Source organism: Mesorhizobium sp. WSM4813 (genome assembly GCF_055811555.1).
In genome coordinates, this window is the sequence record NZ_JBVVQU010000047.1 from 16,280 (window position 1) to 31,118 (window position 14,839).

General features: G+C 57.3%; 12 protein-coding genes and 1 pseudogene. 11 read left to right on the forward strand and 2 right to left on the reverse strand.

Translation table 11 applies throughout. The features are described 5' to 3' along the window. Window positions 1-103 precede the first annotated feature (103 nt). A complete protein-coding gene (locus AC0L25_RS23855; RefSeq protein WP_473597771.1) occupies window positions 104-1,207 on the reverse strand; it encodes a mandelate racemase/muconate lactonizing enzyme family protein in 1,104 nt (367 codons plus the stop codon). Between the two features lie 130 nt (window positions 1,208-1,337). On the opposite strand from AC0L25_RS23855, the gene AC0L25_RS23860 reads away from it, so the two are divergent. Then, complete coding sequence (locus AC0L25_RS23860; RefSeq protein WP_473597772.1) at window positions 1,338-2,222, forward strand: LysR family transcriptional regulator; 885 nt, start codon at window positions 1,338-1,340, stop codon at window positions 2,220-2,222. A gap of 447 nt (window positions 2,223-2,669) precedes the next feature. Here the strand turns inward: AC0L25_RS23860 and AC0L25_RS23865 are convergent, their stop codons facing one another. Beyond that, window positions 2,670-3,581 (reverse strand): LysR substrate-binding domain-containing protein, encoded by a 912-nt coding sequence (locus tag AC0L25_RS23865; protein WP_473597773.1) that lies wholly within the window; start codon window positions 3,579-3,581, stop codon window positions 2,670-2,672. 123 nt (window positions 3,582-3,704) lie between these two features. Here AC0L25_RS23865 and AC0L25_RS23870 point away from each other — a divergent pair, with 123 nt between their 5' ends. The 10 genes and pseudogenes from AC0L25_RS23870 to AC0L25_RS23915 all read left to right on the forward strand — a co-directional run. Continuing rightward, complete coding sequence (locus AC0L25_RS23870; RefSeq protein ID WP_473597774.1) at window positions 3,705-5,057, forward strand: NAD(P)/FAD-dependent oxidoreductase; 1,353 nt, start codon at window positions 3,705-3,707, stop codon at window positions 5,055-5,057. A gap of 22 nt (window positions 5,058-5,079) precedes the next feature. Continuing rightward, complete coding sequence (locus tag AC0L25_RS23875; protein WP_473597775.1) at window positions 5,080-5,952, forward strand: dihydrodipicolinate synthase family protein; 873 nt, start codon at window positions 5,080-5,082, stop codon at window positions 5,950-5,952. A gap of 420 nt (window positions 5,953-6,372) precedes the next feature. Further along, window positions 6,373-6,993 carry a short chain dehydrogenase gene (locus AC0L25_RS23880; protein WP_473597776.1) on the forward strand — a complete coding sequence of 207 codons (621 nt, stop codon included), beginning with the start codon at window positions 6,373-6,375 and terminating at the stop codon, window positions 6,991-6,993. 70 nt (window positions 6,994-7,063) lie between these two features. Next, window positions 7,064-8,557, forward strand: a complete 1,494-nt coding sequence (locus tag AC0L25_RS23885; RefSeq protein ID WP_473597777.1) for an aldehyde dehydrogenase family protein — start codon at window positions 7,064-7,066, stop codon at window positions 8,555-8,557. Between the two features lie 119 nt (window positions 8,558-8,676). Further along, on the forward strand, window positions 8,677-9,558 hold the full coding sequence (locus tag AC0L25_RS23890) for an SDR family NAD(P)-dependent oxidoreductase (protein WP_473597778.1): 882 nt from the start codon (window positions 8,677-8,679) through the stop codon (window positions 9,556-9,558). 325 nt (window positions 9,559-9,883) lie between these two features. Further along, window positions 9,884-10,882 (forward strand): glycine betaine ABC transporter substrate-binding protein, encoded by a 999-nt coding sequence (locus AC0L25_RS23895; protein ID WP_473597779.1) that lies wholly within the window; start codon window positions 9,884-9,886, stop codon window positions 10,880-10,882. A gap of 319 nt (window positions 10,883-11,201) precedes the next feature. Beyond that, a complete protein-coding gene (locus tag AC0L25_RS23900; protein WP_473597780.1) occupies window positions 11,202-12,200 on the forward strand; it encodes a glycine betaine ABC transporter substrate-binding protein in 999 nt (332 codons plus the stop codon). 193 nt (window positions 12,201-12,393) lie between these two features. Next, window positions 12,394-13,281: an ABC transporter permease gene (locus tag AC0L25_RS23905; protein WP_473597800.1), complete on the forward strand. Its 888-nt coding sequence runs from the start codon at window positions 12,394-12,396 to the stop codon at window positions 13,279-13,281. Further along, window positions 13,274-14,344: a quaternary amine ABC transporter ATP-binding protein gene (locus AC0L25_RS23910; RefSeq protein ID WP_473597781.1), complete on the forward strand. Its 1,071-nt coding sequence runs from the start codon at window positions 13,274-13,276 to the stop codon at window positions 14,342-14,344. Before AC0L25_RS23905 ends, AC0L25_RS23910 begins: the two co-directional genes overlap by 8 nt. A 266-nt stretch (window positions 14,345-14,610) precedes the next feature. Next, window positions 14,611-14,817: pseudogene (locus tag AC0L25_RS23915) on the forward strand (SDR family oxidoreductase); the annotation flags it as partial. Window positions 14,818-14,839 lie beyond the last annotated feature (22 nt).

Sequence of the window (14,839 nt, forward strand, 5' to 3'; positions counted from 1 at the left end):
CGCAAACCAGAGCGAAGCGCTGGCGGACGAATACGATCTTGATCCGTACTGAAGTAGCGCGCCGGGACACAAGATAGAAAGGATTGATGCCGGCAAGAGCGCATTAGGAAAAGCTGGTTACCGGTTCTCCTATCAAGCCTCGGTCAATTTCTATACCGAGGCCTGGGCCAGTCGGAGCTGCTCCAAGTCCATGTCGAACGCGAGGCTGGTAGCCGGCAACGTGCTCTTCCGTCCAGTCGTTGAAGAACGACGTCTGAAGCAGGTGGGCCGGCCGCGAGCTTGCCGCAACATGCGACACGGCTGCGGCACTAACATCTCCGCCCCATATATCTTCGATGTTGAAATGCATCCCCAGGTTTTGTGCCGTATCGCGCATATTTGCTGCACGGGTGATACCGCCAACCCGCCCGAGCTTAAGATTGATAGCACCTGCACCAACCTCATATTTCGCGCGGTACAAATCCGCCAACGTTACAACACTTTCATCCATGATCAGGGGGAGTGGGCTCACTTTCCGGAGTAAAGCGCAGTCAGCAAGGTCTGTGCACGGTTGCTCAAACCACAGATTCAGGTCTTGCATTTCACGCATCCCTATCGACGCCTCGAGCAACGTCCACCCGGCATTGGCGTCAACGTAGAAAAAGATGTCGTCGTCCGAAGCCTCAATGACCGAACGCACACGCGCCGCGTCGCGTTTCGGGTCGTCACCGACTTTAATTTGAAACCGTCGGATGCCGGCCGCACTTCTTTTGGTCACGAAGTCAATGTTGGCTTCAGTGGATGAAAGCGGAATGGCCTCAAAGATCGGCAAATTCTCGCTCATGACCCCTCCCAGCAGCGCAGCGATTGGGAGACCCACAGACTTTCCAAAAAGATCCCAACACGCAATATCAAACGCGCTTTTGGCGTTGTTCTGGCCAGTGAGGACACCATCCATTATCGCCTCAATGCGCCTTACGGCCCGGGGATCTTCACCAATCAAATGCGGTGCCAGCTCCTTTAGAGCTTCGCGTGTCCCGCCGGCGAAGAGGGGGAGATAGTTTCCAGAAAGAATGGCGGCCTCTCCCCATCCCTCCAGCCCGTTATCGGCAACAACGCGCACCAAGTTGGATGGCTGCCGGCTCGCCGAGCGTCCTTTGGACATAGCATATGTGCCGTGGGCATAAGTCAGCCTGTATTCATAGAGTTCTATTGCTTCGATCTTCATAGAACCGACCTCCGATGCTGCCATTTGCTGCGATAGCGACGCAATCCGTGAAACCACACATGCCCACGTCCCCAGGTCTTGCCTCAACTGAAATTTGTGAAATATTAGGGCCAGAAAATCTGGGGCTTCTATGTCAAACAGCGCGCCGGTCCGAAACGTGCTTCGCCTGAACGCGCTGAGGGCATTCGAAGCGGCAGCCCGTCTTGGGGGATTCTCGCCGGCTGCAAATGAGCTTTCGGTCACAGCGGGCGCTATCTCCGCGCAGATCAAAGGGCTTGAAGACGATTATGGCGCACCTTTGTTCGAACGCCATGCGAAGGGTGTACGCCTCACTCCGCTTGGCCTGAGCGTCAGCAAAAATTTCACGTCAGCGTTCGACGCGCTTGAATCAGCGGCGCGCGATCTACGGCAGCAAGCTGCGCCCCAGAGGGTTCACATCGCGACTTCCCCTGCACTGGCCCAACTTTGGCTCGAACCTCGACTAGGCGCAATCGCGGAGATGGCAGGGCCTGTCGATATATCCGTAACCGCTCTAGACGAACCACCAAATCTTAAGAGGAGTCCATTCGATATCTGTCTTTTTTACACTAAAAATCTCGAGAAGACACAAAGTAGTCTGTTTGAGGAAGAGATAGAGCCGGTCTGCACGCCTGCTATCGCGAAAACGCTGCACGAACCGCCCGATCTTATGCGCGTGCGCTGCATTCCCGACGTGGTGTGGACTGATTGGTCGGTTTGGACAGTTGCCAATATGCCAGGATTGGATTTTACCCCCGATGGTCCGGCATTCTCTCTTTATTCTGTTGCAGTGCGGCAAGCGCTGAATGGCGTAGGCGTGCTAATTGGCCGGAAAAGTCTGTTGCGGGAGCATCTTGCCACTGGCGCGCTGGTTGCACCGTTCGATGCACCGACCCCATTAGGGCTCACGCTCGCTACATGGATGGTGCCTGGGAGCCGCTCTACCTCCGTCGTAAAGGCAGTGGCAAACGCGCTTCCAGCGGTGGCTCGATCTTGACTTCGAAAGCCTCGCAACATCATGCATCGCTGGAATTGAGACGCGCTCGGGCGACAAAGAGCTGCCTGCGGACGGTTCTGGGAGACCTGCGATATCGACTGTCAAGATCGTAGCGATCGGAAAGAAACGCGGCACGCTAAGCAACAAGGGCAGGGTTTGAGGTTTGGGTAAAAATGCTAGGGCGGCCAAAGCGCAAACCGAAGGCAATTTCGCCTACGAATGCTCGGCGAACCAAATTAGCCGATCACGCGTCAGCGGCTGCGATCACGTGCTGAAGCAATCTAGTGGTCTGATTCCGACATTTGCATCCCGCTGATACGAGCCAATCGGGCAAATGTCGGAATCCAAGGACCACTAGCAAGTAGATGATTCTAGTGGAACTTTGAATTTGACATCCGCCTCTCCCACCTGATGTCGAACTGAGATGCGAATGTCAAATTCGTTCCACTAGGATCGCTCGGAAGCTTTTGCCTCTTCAACGATCCAGTCAACGAGCAGCTTCATTTCCGCCTGTTTGGAGTTCCTCTCGTTCACGACCACGAAGAACGCGTTGTCGGTGTGACATTCTTCTTTGAGGGGCGTCACGAGCACCTTATTGCTCCGCAGCAGGTTGGTTGTTAGCGCCCACCCAAGCAAGATACCTGCACCGGAAAGGGCTTCCTGGATGGCCAATTGGTAATCGTTGAAAACCAGATCCGGCTGAATGTTCGCGGACTCGGCGCCGAAAATTTCAAGCCATTCGCTCCATCCCATCCGCTTGCGGTAAGGATCGGAGGAATGAATGAGTCGATGGTTCGTCAAGTCATTGATTGACCGGATCGACGGTGCGCTCGCCAGATAGGACTGGGTACAAACCGGATAGATGACCTCGCCGCACATGTACCAACTGTTGGCGCGCTCAAACTTACGCGGCCTTATCCAGATCGTCATATCCACCTGATGATCAGGTTCAATGTCACGATCAGTAGTAACGATTTTGATTTTGATGCCGGGATTGTGACGCTGGAAAACTGAAAGCTTAGGGACCAGCCAGTGGGCTGCAAGGGACGTGGATGCCGCGACGGTAATGTACTTCGTATCGTTGGAAGTGATCGCCTGAAGACTGCTTTCGATGCGGTTGAACCCTGAGCGGACGCTGTCATAGAGAAGTAACCCCGCTTCGGTGAGCTGTACCCCCCGGTTCTCGCGAACGAACAAAGCTACTTCGCAATAATCTTCCAAGGCCTTGATCCCGTGCGATATGCTCGGTTGCGTTACATTCAGCTCCTCGGCGGCCCGTTTGAAATTTAGGTTTCTCGCAGCGGCCTCGAAAACGAAGAGCGACTGGCTTGAAGGCAGCATGTAACGCAACTTGGACATGAGCCTAGTTTATGTCAGACGCGTGCTTTTCCGTCTACAACGTTGCCTTGATGACTGTTAACCCTCTAGCAAGCGCACAAGAAGGCCTATGGCCGCCGGATTTCCGGCTTCACGAGATCCATTATGAGTTCAGCTTCACCTCAGCCCGGCAGACGCATTGCCGTTTCGCCCCCGCAAGGCGAAGTGACACTTTCGGGTTGGTACCGAACGGCCGGTCCGGAACTGCCGTTGGTACCGCTGAAAGGGGATGTCGATTGCGATTGTCTGGTAATAGGCGGCGGCTGGATGGGACTTCACGCCGCTCGCCGCTATGCTGAATTAAATTCTGATGCTGGAGTCGTTCTTGTCGATGCCGGTCGTATCGGAAACAATTCCGCTGGCCGTTGTATGGGTTTTGCGATCGACCTAGCCCATAATCCGCGGAAGCGCGATTTCGTGGAGGACGTCCAAGGCAATCTGGATGAGTTGACTGCTAATCTAGATGGTAATGCCTATCTCCGTTCAGCGTCCGAAGAGCTCGGCGTCGAGTGTGATTGGGACCCACAGGGCAAATTTCACAGCGCCGCTACGGACCATGGGGTCGCCGACCTCGTGGGTTTCTCCAAAGCGCTCGATCGGATGGGCCAGCACTACCGTTGGGTCGATTGCGATGAGATTCAGGCGATTACCGGAAGCGCGCATTATATCCGCGCGCTTTATCACCCCGGCACGATCCTCATCCAGCCCGCCAAATATCTGAAAAACGCAACGAGATTGTTGCCGAAGAATGTGACGGTACACGAAAATACTGCGATCACGGGCGTCCAGTACGGCAGGCCGCGCCATACCTTTGAAGCAGCCACCGGTACGATCCGTGCAAAGAAAGTCATCATTTGCACGGCCGGGCATCTCACGAAATTTGGATTCTACGCAAAAAGCGCGATTCCAATATATACCTTCGCCAGCATGACGCGGCAGCTAACCGAGGCCGAGCTGGCGAAAGTCGGTGATCAGTCCACCTACGGTCTTATACCGGCCAACAGCTTTGGCACCACTGTCCGGCGCACGATCGACAACCGTTTGTTCCTGCGCAACGTTTACTCTTATGCCGACAATTTCGAGATATCACATGCTGAGGTCATGAATGCACGCAAGCATCAGCAGACGGCGTTCGATCGCCGTTGGCCGGAGCTTTCGTCCATCGGCTTCGAAGCAAGTTGGGGTGGCCTCCTAACCCTTGCGCAGAACGGCGGCATGGTCTTCGGACAGCTTGCGGAGGACGTCTACGGCGCTGCGTTCTGTAATGGGACAGGAATATCGCGCGGTACCGCCTTCGGCAAAGCCGTTGCCGAACTTGCCTCTGGTCAATCTTCGCCCGTAATCGAGATTCTGAAGCGAAAAACGCCTCCGAGCAGGGCCTATCCCCGACCCATAACGTTGCTTGGCGTGCGCTTCGTCACCGGCCGCAGGTTCCGGAAGGCCGGCCAAGAAGTCTAGTTCATTTGAAAGGGTTTTTGCGATGGCAGATCTAAAGGGCATCAACTTGGCGATGCAGACGCCGTTCAATGACGACGGCAGTCTCAACATCAGCGTTTTCGAGGAACTGATCGACAAGTACGTCGATGCTGGCGTGCACGGGCTGGTTCTGGGTGCCGGGACGGGCCAGCATCCCTATCTCACCGAAGACGAGTGCAATCGCCTTTACGAGATCGGGGCAAAGCGGATCGGCGCTCGGTGCAAAATCATTTGCCAGACATCTGCGCTGAACATGGACGAGGTCATCCGTCGCTCTAAACATGCAGAGTCGGTCGGCGCCGACGCGCTGATGATACTGCCGCCCTATTTCGAAGGCCCTTCGGAGGACGACGGTCTGTTTGAGTTCTATCGCGAGATCGACGCGGCCATCGGTATCGATATCATCGGCTACAATATTCCGCAGGCTACTGGGATTTCCGTCTCGACCGATCTGCTCAAGCGCCTCGTCGAACTAAAGAACTTCAATTACATCAAAGATAGCGCCGGCGATCTGACGACCCATCAGGAGTATCTGCGGGTGACTGAGGGTGTCCTCAATGGCGCGGACACGACGACCGTCTATGCCCTCATGGCCGGCACCAAAGGCGTGATTTGGGGCGGCGCAAACTACATGCCGCACGAAGCCGTCAAACTTTACGAGCTCGTTACGGAGAAGAAATACTCCGAGGCTCTTGCACTCTGGCAGCGCATGCTGCCCTCGCTATTGGTCATATGGCGCACCAAATACACGCCCTCTGTCCTGCGCGCTTCGCAACTTCGCGGTTACGGAACGGGCAAGGTGCGCCGCCCACTTCAGAAGCTGAACGATCAGGAAGACAAGGAGCTGCAGCGCGCGCTTGAACCGCTGAAAGTCTAGCCGATCTCAACGTGACTCCAGCGCGACCCGTCCCGGAAGAACCATTGCGACAAGAATGAAAGCGCCGACCAAAAGGGAAGTTAGATTGTTGACCGAAAACCTGCTCGGAGTGGGCGACGATCTTGGAAGGCCAGCGATGAATCCGTTTTGTCATCGGTTCAGCGGATCGCCAAGCTGGCGACTCTGGCTATGGTCTCTCTTGTGCTGATGGTGCTTGCTGGCCTCGTCTGCGTCACGGCCTCCGATCGGGAGACACGAGGGGTCTGACCCCTGGCGAGACCTGGTATAGGCCTGCGGGCATGCCTTTCGATCGTCGCCCTCACGATCGTCATGAACCAGGTCTTCCGTGGATCGATCCAGTAAATCTATCTCGCGAAACCTCAGGGACGCAGCCGACCTGTCACCAAGGAGTGTATCATCGTGAAAATCGTCCTCATCGGTTCCAGCGGCGTGATCGGCAGAGCAGTCGATGCCGAACTCCAAACGCGTCACGACATCGTGCGCGTGAGCCGAAACGGCGGCGACTTTCAGGTCGACATCGCGAATCCGGCCTCGATACTCGACCTCTACAAGGAGATAGGGGAATTTGACGCCCTGGTCTGCACGGCGGGCGCGGTCCATTTCGCCTCCCTCGACCAGCTTACTCCCGAACAGTTCGAGATCGGTCTGCGAAGCAAGCTGATGGGACAGGTCAATCTCGTGACTTTTGGCCTCAAGCATATTCGCGATGGCGGCTCGTTTACCTTGACATCGGGCCTGACCAACGACGATCCGATCCCGCAAGGCGTGTCAGCCGCGCTGGTGAACGGCGCGCTCGAGGGGTTCGTACGCGGCGCGGCGATCGAGCTCGGGCGCGGACTGCGCATCAATCTCGTAAGCCCGACCGTAGTGGAGGAGTCGGTGCCCCTCTATGGCGCCTTCTTCAGGGGAACCAAGCCGGCCCCCGCCAGCGAGGTCGCGCTTGGATACGTCAAGAGCGTTGAAGGTGCCCAGAACGGTCGCGTCTACCGTATCGGCTGGTCCCGAGAAGGAGCCTCCTAGCCTGTCTTTGAACGGCACGATCCGAAGGCGAGACCGGGCTCGGCGACGCGTCAGAATGAAGGAGGACGACATGCATAATCAGCTCTATATCGACGGCAAATGGGTCCGGCCATTGAAGGGCGGCAAGCTCGATGTCATCAATCCGGCCACCGAAGAGGTCTTTCACAGCGTGGCAGCGGCGACAGCGGACGACATCGACACTGCCGTCGCATCAGCCCGCAGGGCGTTCGACGCCGACGGCTGGCCCCGCCTCTCCGGCGCGGAAAGAGCGAGATATCTGCGCGCCATCGCCGAAGGTATCCGCAGCCGGCTAGCGGAACTCGCAAGGCTTGAAGTGCTCGACAACGGCAAGCCGCTGCCGGAGGCCGAATGGGATATCGGTGACGCGGCAGGATGCTTCGATTTCTATGCAGGCCTTGCCGAGCAGTTGGACAACGGCTTCGAAGAGGCGGTTGAGTTGCCCGACGCGCGGTTCTCGTCGAAGGTCGTCAAGGAGCCCGTCGGTGTCGCGGGCGCGATCATTCCCTGGAACTACCCGCTGCTGATGGCGGCGTGGAAAGTGGCGCCGGCACTCGCAGCAGGCTGCACCATGGTTCTCAAACCGTCGGAACTCACTCCCCTGACGGCGCTGGAGCTTGGCGCGATCGTCGACGCAGCCGGCTTGCCGCCAGGCGTTCTCAACATCGTAACCGGTCTGGGGAAGGACGCCGGCCAGGCGCTCGCCGATCATCCCGGCGTCGACAAGCTCGCATTCACCGGTTCAGTTCCGACAGGTTCGAAGGTGATGGCCGCCGCCGCGCGCGACATCAAGCGCGTCAGCCTGGAACTGGGCGGCAAGTCGCCCTTCCTCGTTTTCGAGGACGCCGACATTGAGCAGGCCGTCGAATGGATCATGTTCGGCATCTTCTGGAACCAGGGCCAGGTGTGCTCCGCCACATCGCGCGTGCTGGTGCAAAAAGATATCTATGAGCCGCTGATGGCGCGCTTGGTTACCGAAGCGCAAAAGATCGTGATCGGAGACGGCCTGGAAACCGGCACGCTGCTCGGTCCCCTAGTGTCAAAGCGGCAGTACGACCAGGTCTGCCGCGCTGTCTCGGCCGCACGCGACGTCGGCGCCACGGTGAGTTACGGCGGTGGGCGCCCCGACGGCTTCGCGAAGGGGTACTTTGTTCAGCCAACAATTCTCACGGACGTTCCGGTCGACAGCGCCGCATGGACCGAGGAGATTTTTGGGCCCGTCCTCTGCATACGCCCGTTTTCGACCGAAGAAGAAGCGGTCGGCCATGCCAACGACTCCCGGTTCGGTCTTGCGGCCGCTGTGATGTCGAAGGACGACGCGCGGGCCGAGCGCGTTGCGGCTGCGCTTCGGGCGGGCATTGTCTGGATCAACTGCTCGCAGCCGACCTTCACCGAGGCGCCATGGGGCGGCTACAAGCAATCCGGTATCGGCCGGGAACTGGGCCGCTGGGGACTCGAAAACTATCTCGAGACAAAACAGGTCACCAAGTATGTCACGGACCAGCCCTGGGGCTGGTATATCAAAGAGGGCGTGTCGGCGTCGTAGGTGATGGATTTTGACCTTGCCGTTCTTCCGACCCTCTCACCCCTGGAAGCGGCCTGGAGACCCTTCTCACCAGGGATCACCTCATCTGATATCCGCGATCGCCTCGAAGGACGCTTCTCATGAGAACATGGTTCATCACAGGCGTCTCGCGCGGACTGGGTCTCGCACTCGCCAAAGCGGCAACCGCAGAAGGCGACCGGGTGATTGGAACCGTGCGTCAGGAGACGCCATCATGGGCGGCAGATGACGGGCAAGTCCGACTCCTCCGTGGCGATCTTTCCGATCCCGATCGGATCGCCTCGATGGCACAAGAGGCGTTCGATCTGGCAGGCAAGATTGATGTCGTCGTCAACAACGCCGGTTACGGCTTGCTCGGGGCGGTCGAGGATTCGACAGACGAGGAACTCGTGAGCCTTTTCGCCGTGAACGTCTTCGCTCCGGTGCGGATCGTGCGCGCTGCCCTGCCATACCTTCGTGCTCAAGGCAGCGGCCACATCGTCAATATCACCTCTGTGGCAGGCCGAGCGCCAAGCATTGGAGCGGCCCTTTATTCCGCGACAAAGCACGCAATGGAGGGGTTCTCCGCCTCTTTGGCGGAGGAAGTGGTGCCGCTCGGCATTAAGGTCACTGCCGTGGCGCCCGGCCAGCTCCGGACGGATTTCCTGGCGGATGGTTCAATCCGTCGAAGTCGGACTGCGGATTCCTCATACAAGGAGTCGGTGGGAAGGGTCGTCTCGACGCTTGATCGTGTAAATCACAATCAGCTCGGCGACCCCGATCGCGCCGCCCGCGCCATTCTCGCGGCGGTACAGACTGACAAGCCGCCGCGCCACCTGCTTCTCGGTTCCGATGCGTTGAAACGAGCCCGCGACAAGACCGAAAACCTCACCCGCGAAATCGAACTATGGAAAAGCTGGACGCTCAGCACCGACCATGAGCGAGGTTGTGGTCTGCCCTATTGCCGCAAACACGGAATCTCGGACGCGACGTTCTACAACTGACGTAGCAGTACGGTGGCATGGAGGTCTCGGACGCCCGGCGGCTGACGGAAACTGGCGCGAGAGCGGTGGCGGTCGGCTAACGGCGACTGCATAAACGTGCTGCGGCGGGAACGGCATCGAGGTCGAGCATTATCACGGTCAAACGGCCAGTGCCAAATGTCCATGAATCAAATTCATATCAAACGCTATTTTTCCTCCTACAGCCCGGTGATGATGAATGGTAATTTTGCCCGATCGTAAAGTCTGATGCCAAATAGCGAAGAAGCAATATCAGCGGCTTAAGCGACATCGGCAACGATAAAACAGACGTGGGAGGGAACTTGACATGACTAAATTCTTGTATGCCGCTGCCGTTGCGATGATGCCGTTCACGGCTGGTGGAGCTGCGCATGCGGCCTGCGGCGACATCACCGTCGCAGCCTTTAGCTGGCAATCGGCCGAGGTCAACGCCTATGTGGATCAATTCATCCTCAATAACGGGTATGGCTGCAACGTCTCTGTGGTTGCGGGCGATACGGTCCCGAGTATCACTTCGATGATTGAGCGGGGTCAGCCCGATGTTGCGCCAGCATTGTCGCCTTCCGCGGTCGGCGAACTATATGCTAAGGGCGCTGCTGAACGGAGGATCAGCCAGATCGGCACCGCTATCAGTGACGGGACCGTGACGGGCTGGTATATTCCGAAGTATACCGCCGACGCTCACCCCGACATCAAGACTATCGAGGACGCTTTGAAGCATCCGGAGCTGTTTCCGGCTCCCGAGAATCCATCGAAGGGCGGCATCATTCAGGGCCCACAAGGCCGAGGTTCGACAATAGTCACGGGGCAATTGTTCAAAGCCTTCAAAGCTGACGAGAAGGGTTTTGAACTCGTTCCAAGCGGATCTGGCGCCGCTCTCGAGGGAGCCATTACTCGGGCCTATGAGCGCAAGCAGGGCTACATAGCTTATCACTGGGTTCCGACATCCCTCCTCGCCAAGTATCCGATGGTACGCCTTGAAGGGCCCGAACACGATGCGGAAGAATGGGGCCGCTGCACGACGGTGCCGGATTGCCCCGATCCGAAGCCGAACTACTGGAAACCTGCCAAAGAGATCACGGCGGGGTCGGCAAAGTTCCTCGCGCGGGACGACGTAGAGCCGGCGAAGGAATACTTCGCCAAGCGCAGCTGGACGCAGGCCGAAGTTGGCCAAGTCATGTTGTGGATGACGGAAAACCAGGCGAATGGTTCGAATGGCGCCCGGTGGTTTATCGAAAACATGCCGGATGTCTGGACCAAATGGGTTCCTGCAGATGTTGCAGAAAAGGTCAAGGCCGCTCTCTGAGCCCTAATGTGATGATGGTGGCTCCGCATTTCGGGGCCACCGAATCTATGTTGAGCTTTCCGTGGCCGGAGCTTCCGCATCCTTGTCAACCACCCCGGCCGTTGCGCCGGAAATCACGCATCGCTTTAAATATGATCGAGGTGTGCACACACACATGAATCGAGATTATATCAGGCGCTAATTTTTCCGCCTACAGCCCGTAGATGATGAAGGGTAATTTGGCCAGGTCGTAAAGTTTGATGCCAATGGGAGCAACGTACGCGATCGACCAGGCATCGGCATCGATAGACCAGAGGTAAAACAATGAGAGGAACTTGGCATGACTAAATTCTTGTATGCCGCTGCCGTTGCGGTGATGCCGCTTGTGACCGGTGGTGCGGCGCATGCGGCCTGCGGCGACATCTCGGTTGCCGCCTTTAGCTGGCAGTCAGCAGAGGTCAACGCCTATGTGGATCAATTCATCCTCAACAACGGGTATGGTTGCAACGTTTCAGTCGTTGCGGGCGACACGGTTCCGACGCTCACTTCGATGATTGAGCGGGGCCAGCCCGATATTGCCCCGGCTGTGTCGCCGTCCGCGGTCGGAGCAGTGTATGTCAAGGGTGCTGAAGAAGGGCGTATCAGCCGGATCGGTACCGCGATCTCCGATGGATCTGTGTCCGGCTGGTTTATTCCGAAGTACATCGTCGACGCCCACCCCGACATCAAAACTATCGATGAGGCTCTGAAGCACCCGGAGCTGTTTCCAGCCCCCGAAGATCCTTCGAAGGGCGGCATCATCCAGGGCCCGCAGGGCTGGGGTTCCACCATAGTTACGGGGCAATTGTTCAAGGCCTTGCAAGCTGACCAGAAGGGGTTTGTGCTTGTCCCGAGCGGATCTGGCGCCGCTCTCGACGGAGCCATCACCAAGGCCTACGAGCGCAAGCAGGGCTACATAGCCTACGCCTGGGTTCCAACATCGCTTGTCACGAAGTATCCGATGGTGCGCCTTGAAGGGCCCGAACACGATGCTGAAGAATGGACGCGCTGCACGACGAAGCAGGACTGCCCCGATCCGAAGCCGAACTACTGGAAGCCTGCCGAAGAGGTCACGACCGCCTCATCAAAGTTCCTCGCGCGGGACGACGTAGAGCCGGCAAAGCAATACTTCGCCAAGCGCAGCTGGACGCAGGCCGAAGTTGGTCAGATCATGCTGTGGATGACGGAAAACCAGGCGAATGGTCAGAATGGAGCCCGTTGGTTCATCGAAAACATGCCGGACGTCTGGACCAAATGGGTCCCTGCAGATGTTGCAGAAAAGGTTAAGGCCGCTCTCTGAGCCCTGACGTGATGGTGGCTCCGCCTTCCGGGGCCACCATATTCGCGCTGCATCCTCCGTGGCAAGCAAGTACGAAATCCTTGCCAACGGCCGGGCCCGATGGCCGGAACTCACGCATGAACCCGATTGCAACGCTTGACGATCGAGTGCAGTCAATGGTGCTGGGTGGTGAGTGTTCATCAAGGTATTTGGTATGGATTGGTTATACAGATTTCCTCAATTGAGCCCTGACCTGCTCCTCGCCGTCACACGCACCGTCGATGGTTTTCTCAGGACCCTCACGCGGACATATGGCGACAGCATCGAGGCCTTTTTCAAGCCTCTCTTTTATGTTCTCGTGTTCTTCGAGAATATGATGTCCCACGCTCCTTGGCCGATCGTCGTGTTCGCAATGGCCGCGATTGCATGGATTGTGGCGCGGAGTTGGGCCGCTGTAGCCGCTGTTATTGGAACGTTGCTGGCGATCGGGCTCCTAGGGTTGTGGCTTGACGCGATGAAGACGATCTCTCTCGTCCTTTCATCGACGCTCTTCGCAATTGCTATAGGAATTCCGCTCGGAATCTTGATGAACCGTTTCAGGAAAATCGCTGGAGTGATGCGGGCCGTCCTCGACGTAATGCAGACGATGCCGCCGTTCGTCTACCTGATTCCGGTTGTCATGTTGCTTGGGATCGGCCGCGTGCCCGGCTTCATCGCGGTCGTGATCTATGCAATTCCTCCAATTATCCGACTTACCGATCTCGGGATACGCCTTGTGGACAAAGAAGTTCTGGAGGCGGCGGACGCCTACGGGTGTTCCCGATGGCAGAAACTTTGGAAGGTTCAGATGCCGCTTGCCATGCCAACTATAATGGCTGGTATCAACCAGACCATCATGATGGCGCTTGCAATGGTTGTCATTGCCTCAATGATTGGCGTCCAAGGGCTTGGCCTAAATGTGTTGCAGGCGATCGCAAATCAGTACTTCACGCAAGGTATCTTCAGCGGGTTTGCTATTGTAGGCATCGCGATCATATTCGACCGCATAAGCCAAGCCTACGGCCGCCGGTTGCAAAAACATCGGGGCGCTGGGCATGAATAGAAGCGACGCATCAATCGAGATCCGAGACCTCTACAAGATATTTGGTAATTCTCCAAAGCAGTGCGTCGAAGCGATCCGCAACGGCCTCTCCAAGTCCGAACTGTCAAATATGCATGGACACATCCTTGGGCTGAACAACATCAACATCGCAATTCCTGCCGGAAAGATACAGGTCATTATGGGGTTGTCGGGGTCCGGCAAGTCTACACTGATTCGTCACATCAACCGTCTGATCGAGCCCACATCAGGCTCTATCGTTATCGAAGGACGCGATATCCTGGGCATGTCGGAACTGGAACTGCGAGAGTTCCGTCGCCAACAAACGGCGATGGTGTTCCAAAATTTCGCATTGCTGCCGCACAGGACCGTTATCGACAATGTGACTTTCGGCCTCGAAGTCCGGGGGCTCGACAAGGCTAAGAGCCGAGAAACCGGCATGAGATGGATCGAGCGGGTGGGCCTCCTGGGGTTTGAAAACCGCTACCCAGATGAGTTGTCGGGTGGCATGAAGCAGCGAGTTGGTCTCGCGCGCGCGCTCAGCAACGATGCATCGATCCTCTTGATGGATGAGGCGTACTCGGCTCTCGATCCTCTGATCCGAACCGACATGCAGACCATGCTGCTCGATCTGCAGATGGAGCTAAAGAAGACGATCGTATTCATCACCCATGACCTCGATGAGGCATTGCGACTGGGCGACCGCATAGTCATCCTGCGCGATGGGACCATCGTTCAGCAGGGGGACAGCCAGGACATTCTTTTGCGCCCCGCCGACGACTACATCCAGAGGTTCGTTAAGGACGTCAATCGAGGTCGATTCATCAAGGTGGATGCGATCATGGATGAAGACTGTCCAGCTGAAAGGCCCTCGCTACCAAGACTAAATAAGAGCACGACGCTCGAGGCCGCGGCTAAAATACTAACGAATTCCAAGTACGATGAAGCCGTTGTTGCTAATGATGTTGGCAAATCTGTGGGGCTGGTGTCCCTTCGCCAGATCACGGCGGCTTTGTCAGCAACGGGAAAGTCAGGTTCAGATAGCATGGAGCTTCCTTTGAGATAACATTGTCTCAATACCGCAGTGCTTCCAGGCAGGCGCGTATCGCCGTCCAAGTGGCACGATATCCTGCTGCACGCGCCCAATCGACACACGTTTGCAACCGACGCAAGGTGGCCTGACCGTCCATTTGGCAGTGCTGAAGGAGGAGCATTCGAAGGCGAAGGTCTCGATCTGTGTAGTTTGTACGCCGGATAATGAAAGCGCGACGCACTGGTTGAGATAGCCGCAGGAGAAGGTGGATGCAGACGTGGTTCCGGAGCCTAATCGACTGCCCTGGCGAGATCCACACGCCGATGTTGGAAGCGGGTGTCAAACGCGCTGGCAAGACCATCGCCGATCTCGATCGGCTCGTGCCGCTCGGGCGCATCGGCCGGCCCGAAGAGGTCGCCGCCCTCGTCGCGTTCCTAGCTTCCGACGAGGCGCCATTCATCTGCGGCTCGCTGGTCGAGATCACCGGCGCGCAAGCCGTCGCCTGAGGGTTTCAGTATGGCAGCGCAC

Coding starts and splice junctions, on each gene's coding strand:
- AC0L25_RS23900 (WP_473597780.1), top strand. CDS start 11,202: ATGACTAAATTCTTGTATGCCGCTGCCGTTGCGGTGATGCCGCTTGTG.
- AC0L25_RS23865 (WP_473597773.1), bottom strand. CDS start 3,581: ATGTCCAAGTTGCGTTACATGCTGCCTTCAAGCCAGTCGCTCTTCGTT.
- AC0L25_RS23895 (WP_473597779.1), top strand. CDS start 9,884: ATGACTAAATTCTTGTATGCCGCTGCCGTTGCGATGATGCCGTTCACG.
- AC0L25_RS23905 (WP_473597800.1), top strand. CDS start 12,394: ATGGATTGGTTATACAGATTTCCTCAATTGAGCCCTGACCTGCTCCTC.
- AC0L25_RS23875 (WP_473597775.1), top strand. CDS start 5,080: ATGGCAGATCTAAAGGGCATCAACTTGGCGATGCAGACGCCGTTCAAT.
- AC0L25_RS23890 (WP_473597778.1), top strand. CDS start 8,677: ATGAGAACATGGTTCATCACAGGCGTCTCGCGCGGACTGGGTCTCGCA.
- AC0L25_RS23885 (WP_473597777.1), top strand. CDS start 7,064: ATGCATAATCAGCTCTATATCGACGGCAAATGGGTCCGGCCATTGAAG.
- AC0L25_RS23910 (WP_473597781.1), top strand. CDS start 13,274: ATGAATAGAAGCGACGCATCAATCGAGATCCGAGACCTCTACAAGATA.
- AC0L25_RS23855 (WP_473597771.1), bottom strand. CDS start 1,207: ATGAAGATCGAAGCAATAGAACTCTATGAATACAGGCTGACTTATGCC.
- AC0L25_RS23870 (WP_473597774.1), top strand. CDS start 3,705: ATGAGTTCAGCTTCACCTCAGCCCGGCAGACGCATTGCCGTTTCGCCC.
- AC0L25_RS23860 (WP_473597772.1), top strand. CDS start 1,338: ATGTCAAACAGCGCGCCGGTCCGAAACGTGCTTCGCCTGAACGCGCTG.